Raw genomic sequence first — 6970 nt, 5'->3', positions numbered from 1 at the left:
GGCGGGCGCCTCCCCGCCCCCCGCCGTGCGGGTGCGCGCGCCCTCGGCGGGGCGGGGGGGGGGGGGCCGGGGCCGCCCCCCCCCCCCCGGGCGGGCCCCCCCCCCCCCCCCCCCCCCTACCCGGCGAGGCCGTGCCGGTGGGCGTAGAGCGCGGCGCGCAGCCGGTCGGGCTGCCCGATCTTGCGCATGGCCTGGGTGAGGTGCTTCTTCACGGTCGCCTCGGCCAGGGCGAGCTCCCGCCCGATCTCGGCGTTGCTCAGCCCGAGCCCGAGCTGGACCAGCACCTCGTGCTCACGATCCGTCAGTCCGGCGTGCTGCGGCGGCAGTTCGCCGACGTGCTGCGGGGGCGCCGCCGCGTGGGTCCGGGCCGGCGGCGGCGCCGGCAGGAACACCGACCCGCCCGCCGCGGCGAGTTGGACGGCGCTGATGATCCGGTCCTCGGCCAGGTCGAGCGGGAAGCAGCCGCTGGCCCCGGCCAGCAGCATCCGGCTCGCCTCGGCGGTCGACTCGGCCCGGCGCAGCAGCAGCACCCGGGCGTCGGGCGCCGCGTCCGGGCCGCGCAGCGCCACCACGACGGCGAGGTCGGCCTCCAGGCTCGCGCCGCGGCCGAGCAGGATGACGTCGGGGGCGACCCGGCGCACGGCGGCCACCGCGCGCAGCGGGTCGCCGGTGGACCCGACCACGGCCAGCCCGGGCACGGTCGTCAGCACGCTGCGCAGCCCGGCGCTGGCCACCGAGTGCCGCTCGACCAGGAACACCCGGGCGTCGGCGGTGCGGTCGCGGTCCTCCTCCACGCACATCGGATGGCCGCACCCGCAACCGGTGGCGGTCGGCCCGACCGACGGTGGCGGCGTCACCGTCTCCGCCAGCAGCTGGTGACCGGCGATCAGGTCGAGCGGGTTGTCGATCTCGGCCTGCGCCGGGGGTGCGGCGTGCACCGGCGGCGCGCCCGCGGCGGGGGCGTCCACCAGGGTGGCGCCGCCGCAGGCGCCGCGTCGGGCGGGAATCCGGCGGCCGCGCGGGCCGGCCGGGACGGCGAGCTTGCTCACTGCTGCCATCGCGCACCCCCGGGGGCGGAGGCAGGGCGTCTGAGGTACGGCATGGCGATACGGTCCCCTTGCTGGTGGCGGGCCGGCCCGGTGGGCACGGGTGCTGCGGCGAGGATCCGTCGAGGACGCGCACGGGCGTCGGCTGCGGAATCCGGGACTGGGGAGGGGCGCCGACCGCAGCGGCTGGGAACGGGGCGGTCAGCGCGCAGCGCGCGGGCGACAGAGCTCGTCGAAACACCGTCGGTGCCACGAGCCGCCGATCCCGACCAGGGTGATGTCGGTCCGCCGAATAGCCATGCGGGGAACCCTAGGTCCGGTTCCTTGTGCAGGTCAAGGACGGAACCGGGGCTCGGCGTCCTGGGCAGTGGCGGTCCTGACACTCCGGATGCTGTGACCAGGAGTAACAGCATCAAGTGCTGACTGGCTGTCCGGGCCACCGGTCCGCAACGCTCCTTCAAGCGGCCGCAGCTGCCGGAGCGGCACCGACGTCCCCCGTCCCACGGACCGCCCGACCCGTGCTCCGGCACCCGATCCCGCCCGGACGCGGCATCCGCCCCCCGGCGAACGGCCCGTCCCACGGCCCCGGTCCGGCGGTCCAGCACCCCGGACGCCGCCGGTGACTGCCGGTCACCACCGCCGACCGTCCCGAACCGCTCCCCGAACCGCCCCTCCCGGAAGGACCACCAGCCCCATGCCCGCCCCGCCCAACCGGCCCGCCGCCGGCCAGTCCGGCGCCACGCCACGGAGGGCCGGGTGACCCGCTTCCTGCTGCGCCGCCTCCTGCTGGCCGTACCGACCCTGCTCGGCGTCACCGCCGTCGTCTTCGCGACCGTCACGCTCGTCCCCGGCGATCCGGTGGCCCTCTTCCTCGGGCCGGGCGCACCGCCCGAGGCCCGCCGCGAGCTGTCCGAACGGCTCGGCCTGGACCAGCCGTTGCCCGTCCGCTACGCCTCCTGGCTCTGGCACGCGCTCACCGGCGACCTCGGCACCTCCGTCTCCGGCCAGCGCCCGGTCGCCGACCTGCTGCTCCCGGCGCTCGGCCAGACGCTGACCCTGACCGCGGCCGCCTTCCTGCTGGTGCTGGTCGGCGGGGTGGCGCTGGGCGCCGTCGGCGCGCTGCGCCCGCGCGGCCCCGGCGGGCGGATCTCCGGCGCGCTGTCCGCCCTCGCGGTCTCCGCCCCGCAGTACTCGGTGGCCCTGCTACTGATCGCCGTCTTCGCCGTGGGCCTGCGCTGGCTGCCGGCCGGGGGCACGCACGACGTGTTCGGCTCCGGCGGCCTGCCCGACCTGGCCCGCCACCTGATCCTGCCGGCCGTGGCCGCCGCGCTCGTCCCGCTCGGGCTCACCGCCCGGGTGTTCCGGGCCGCGCTGGGGGGCGTGCTGGCCGGCGAGCTGGCCGACTCGCTGCGCGCCCGCGGCCTGCGCCCGGCCACCGTGCTGCGGCACTGCGTGCACAACGCCTCGCCGGCGCTGCTGACCATCGGCGGCCTGCAACTCGCCTACCTCCTGGAAGGGGTGATCTTCGTGGAGACCCTGTTCGCCTGGCCCGGCGTCGGCCGGCTGCTGTACGACGCGCTCACCTCCCGCGACCTGCCCCTGGTGCAGGGCGGGGTGCTGGTGGTGGCGGTCGCGTTCGTCGGCGTCAACATCCTCGTGGACGCGGCGCACGCGGCGATCGACCCGCGAGTAAGGAACTGATGTGACGTCACGTGTCCTCAGCCGGGGCAACCTCGGCCTGACCGTCCCCGCCGCCCTCGCGGCGCTGCTGGTCCTGCTCGCGCTCGCCGCACCGCTGGTCGCCCCGTACGACCCGGCCGCCGGGCGGCTGGCGGACCGGCTGCTCGACCCGGGCAGCCCCGGCCACCTGCTCGGCACCGACGGCCAGGGCCGCGACCTGCTCAGCCGGCTGATCTGGGCCGGGCGCGCCTCGCTCACCGGCGGGCTCGTCCCGGTCGCGGTGGCCGCCGTCGTCGGCACCCTGCTCGGCGTCGTGGCCGGGCTCGGCGGCCGGATCACCGAACAGGCCCTGCTGCGCCTGCTGGACGTGCTCTACGCCTTCCCCGGGGTGCTGCTGGCGATCGCCATCGCCTCGCTGCTCACGCCCGGCCTGGGCGCGACCGTGCTCGCGCTGTCGGTGGTGCTCACCCCCGCGGTGGCACGGGTCGCGTTCACCGAGACCAGGCGCGTCCGGGCCGCCGAATACCTGGTGGCCGCCCGGGTCAGCGGCGCCGGCTGGGGGTCGCTGGTCCTGCGCCAGGTCGCCCCGGTGGTCGCGCCGGTGGTCCTGGTGTACGCGTCCTCGCTGGTCGGGCTGGCCATCATGTACGCCGCCGGGCTGTCCTTCCTCGGGCTCGGGGTCGCCCCGCCCACCGCCGAGTGGGGCGCGATGCTGGAGGAGCTGCGGCCCTCGCTGCTCACCCACCCCTGGGTGGCGGTCCTGCCGGCCCTGGTCATCATCGCCGTCTCGGTCGTCTTCAACACCCTCGGCGAGACACTGCGCACCCGCGTCGGCGACACCGGCGCCCTGCTGGCGCACGCCGCCCCCGCCGCCGCGAGCCGGTCCACCGACCAGTCCGCCGACCGCTCAGCCGACCGCTCGGCCGACGGCTCGGCCCGGCCGGGAGCCGCGAAGCGGGTGGGCGCATGAGCACGCTGCTGGAGATCAACGGCCTGACCGTCGAGTACCCCGGCGGGGTCCGGGCCGTCGACGACGTCTCCCTCACCCTGCCCGCCGGCCGCTCCCTGGTGCTGCTCGGCGAATCCGGCAGCGGCAAGACCACCGTCGCCCGCACGGTGCTCGGGCTGCCGGGGCACGGCGCCGCCGTCACCGGAGGCGTCCGGCTCGCCGGGACGGACCTGCGGGCGCTCGGCGAACGCGCACTGGCCGACGTCCGCGGCCGGCGGATCGGCTACGTTCCGCAGGACCCGGCCGCCTCGCTCGACCCGCTGCGCCGGATCGGCCCGCAGCTCGCCGAGGTGCTGCGGCGGCACGGGATCGCCGCCGACCGCCGGGCCGCCCGCGCGGCCGTGCCGAAGCTGCTCGCCACCGCCGGCATCCCGGACCCGGAACGCGTCGCCCGGGCCTACCCGCACGAGCTCTCCGGCGGCCTGCGCCAGCGCGCCGCCATCGCCGTCGCGATCTGCTGCGGCCCGGAACTGCTGATCGCCGACGAGCCGACCACCGCGCTCGACGCGCTGATCCGCGGGCGGATCCTCGACCTGTTCACCACCCTGCGCGCCGACTGCGGCATCGCCCTGCTGCTGGTCACCCACGACCTCGCGGCGGCCCGCCGGATCGGCGGCACCGTGGCGGTCATGCGGGCCGGCCGGATCGTCGAACTCGGTCCCGCCGAACGGGTGCTGGGCGACCCGGAACACGCCTTCACCGCCGCCCTGGTGGCCGCCGAACCAGGAGCCCGCCGATGAACGCCGTAGACCACACCCACCCGGGCCCGGTCCTGGTCGTCGACGCCGTCACCAAGCGCTACGGCGACCGGACCGCCCTGGACGCCGTCAGCCTCACCGTCGCACCGGGCGAGACCGTCGGCCTGGTCGGCGAGTCCGGCTCGGGGAAGTCCACCCTGGCCCGGCTCGCCCTCGGGGTGCTCGCCCCCGACGCCGGCAGCGTCCGCTTCGCCGGCCGCGATCCGTACCGGCTGCGCGGCCGCGCCGACCGGGCGCTGCGGGGCCGCCTCCAGTTCGTCCCGCAGGACCCGCGCGGATCGCTCAACCCCAGCCTGCGCGCCGGGGAGGCGGTCGCCTTCGCGCTGCGCCTGCACGGTACGCCGCGCGCCGAACGCGCCGCGGCCGTCGCCCGGCTCTTCGCCCAGGTCGGCCTGGAGCCCGCACTCGCCGACCGCTACCCGCGGGAGCTGTCCGGCGGGCAGCTCCAGCGGGTGGCCGTCGCCCGGGCCCTGGCCACCGGACCGGACCTGGTCGTCTGCGACGAACCGACCTCCGCCCTCGACCGCAGCGTGCAGGCCCGCCTGCTCGACCTGCTGACCGACCTCCAGGAACGCACCGGCCTGGCCTACCTGTTCATCTCCCACGACCTCGCCGTCGTCCGGCACCTCGCCCACCGGGTGCTGGTGCTGCGGCACGGCCAGGTGGTCGAGGAGGGCCCGGCCGGCCTGCTCTGGGACTCCCCCGCGCACCCGTACACCCGGGCGCTGCTGGAGGCCGCCACCGGCGTCGCGTGACCCGCCGCCGAAGCTCCGTGCCGACACACCGCCGAACCCCCGCACCACCGAACCCCCGCACCTCCGCACCACCGAACCGACGAGGAATCGCCATGACGCGCACCAGCCGTATCCGCTCCAGAGCCGTCGCCCTGCCGGCCGCCGCCGTTCTGCTCGCGGCGGCGGCAGGCTGCGCCGGCTCCGACGGCGGCGGCTCCGCGGGGGCGGGCGGCGGTGACGGCCGCGGCGGCACCCTGGTCATCGGCGCCACCGGCAAACTCCCCAACCCCGACACGGTGATCGGCGGCGCCGGCTTCGAGGGCAAGCGGCTGGTCTCCTTCCAGCTCTACGAGGGCCTCACCCGGTACGAACTGCTCAAGGACACCGACAAGCCGCCGGTCGTCACCGGCGCCCTGGCCACCGACTGGCAGGTCGCCGCCGACGCCAGGACGTGGACCTTCACCCTCCGCAAGGGCGTCACGTTCCAGGACGGCACCCCGTTCGACGCCGACGCCGTGGTCTTCAACCTGGCCCGCTACCTCGACAAGAAGAGCCCCGAGTACACCGACGCCCTCGGCGCCGCCGCCGCCGAGTACGCGGGCGACATCGCCTCGTACCGCAAGACCGACGCCGACCACGTCGAGCTGGTCACCAAGGACCCCAACGGCCACTTCCCCGAGGACCTCGCGCACGTCCTGATCGCGAGCCCCACCGCCGTCCGCAAGTCCGGCTCGGCGGACTTCGCCCGGCACCCGGTCGGCACCGGCCCCTTCTCGTTCGTCTCGCAGACCGAGGGCCAGCAGATCGAGCTGGCCGCCAACAAGGGCTACTGGCGCGGCGCCCCCAGGCTCGACCGGCTCGTGATCAAGGCGCTGCCGGACGCCGCGGCCCGCACCGCCGCCCTGCGCTCCGGCGGCGTGAACTGGATCGAGTACCCGAACCCGGACGACATCGACAGCCTAAAGGCCGACGGCGTCCAGATCGCCACGAACAGCTACGACCACCTCTGGTACTGGATCCTGGACACCTCCAAGGCGCCCTGGGACAACCCGCTGGTCCGCAGGGCCGCCAACTACGCGATCGACCGCAAGGCCATCGCCGAGAAGCTGCTGCACGGCACCGCCGACCCCGCCTACCAGACCGCGCCGCGCGCCACCGCCGCCTACGACCCCGCCGGCGACGTCTACTCCTACGACCCCGCCAAGGCCCGGCAGTTGCTCGCCGAGGCCGGCATCCCGAACGGCTTCAGCACCTCCGTCACCGTGCCCACCGGCGGCAGCGGCAACCTGCTGCCGGTGCCGATCGCCGAGGCCCTCCAGCGGGATCTCGCCGCCGTCGGCATCAAGGTCGAGCTGCGCACCACCGACTGGACCACGCTGATCGGCGCCGAGGCCAAGGGCCAGGTGGCGCTCGGCTCGGACGCCGTCGCCCAGTCCACCACGCTGTTCCAGTCCGAGGCGCTGCTCCCGCTGTTCATCGGCTCCAAGAGCCCGTTCTGGACCGGCCACTACGCCAACCCGCAGGTCGACGAGCTGCTCGCCTCCTCGGCCGCCGATGCCGACCAGGCCGCCCGGCAGGCCGGGTACCGCAAGGCGCTCGCCCTGGTCACCCAGGACGCGCCCTGGCTGTTCGTGGTCAACGACCGCAATCCGCGGGCCCTTTCGCCGAGGGTCCAGGGGCTCGTGCAGCCGCAGTCCTGGTTCCTCGACCTGACCACCGTATGGGTCCGCTGACCCGCGGACA

Annotated in this window: 6 protein-coding genes; 5 read left to right on the top strand and 1 reads right to left on the bottom strand. The window is 76.1% G+C overall.

Features of this window, described 5'->3' with window-relative positions; all coding sequences use genetic code 11:
* Positions 1-116: 116 nt before the first annotated feature.
* The gene (locus tag ACFV6D_RS17185; protein WP_079135394.1) at positions 117-1058 is read right to left on the bottom strand and encodes a response regulator transcription factor; all 942 of its coding nucleotides are present in this window, start codon (positions 1056-1058) and stop codon (positions 117-119) included.
* Positions 1059-1802: 744 nt separating this feature from the next.
* Between ACFV6D_RS17185 and ACFV6D_RS17180 the strand changes: the two genes are divergently transcribed.
* The 5 genes from ACFV6D_RS17180 (at position 1803) to ACFV6D_RS17160 (ending at position 6960) form a co-directional block, all read left to right on the top strand.
* Positions 1803-2747: an ABC transporter permease gene (locus ACFV6D_RS17180; RefSeq protein ID WP_380428558.1), complete on the top strand. Its 945-nt coding sequence runs from the start codon at positions 1803-1805 to the stop codon at positions 2745-2747.
* 1 nt (position 2748) lies between these two features.
* A complete protein-coding gene (locus ACFV6D_RS17175; RefSeq protein WP_380560393.1) occupies positions 2749-3696 on the top strand; it encodes an ABC transporter permease in 948 nt (315 codons plus the stop codon).
* Positions 3693-4475, top strand: coding sequence for an ABC transporter ATP-binding protein (locus ACFV6D_RS17170; RefSeq protein WP_380378319.1), 783 nt, complete (start codon positions 3693-3695; stop codon positions 4473-4475). The genes ACFV6D_RS17175 and ACFV6D_RS17170 overlap by 4 nt, the downstream gene beginning before the upstream one ends.
* Positions 4472-5248 carry an ABC transporter ATP-binding protein gene (locus ACFV6D_RS17165; protein WP_380560392.1) on the top strand — a complete coding sequence of 259 codons (777 nt, stop codon included), beginning with the start codon at positions 4472-4474 and terminating at the stop codon, positions 5246-5248. The genes ACFV6D_RS17170 and ACFV6D_RS17165 overlap by 4 nt, the downstream gene beginning before the upstream one ends.
* A 92-nt stretch (positions 5249-5340) precedes the next feature.
* Positions 5341-6960 (top strand): ABC transporter substrate-binding protein, encoded by a 1620-nt coding sequence (locus ACFV6D_RS17160; RefSeq protein WP_380560391.1) that lies wholly within the window; start codon positions 5341-5343, stop codon positions 6958-6960.
* Positions 6961-6970 lie beyond the last annotated feature (10 nt).

It is taken from the genome of Kitasatospora sp. NPDC059812 (assembly GCF_042732075.1).
Taxonomy (GTDB): Bacteria; Actinomycetota; Actinomycetes; order Streptomycetales; family Streptomycetaceae; genus Kitasatospora.
Note: the sequence above shows the minus strand (reverse complement) of the source record. Positions and strands in the feature narration are given on the sequence as shown.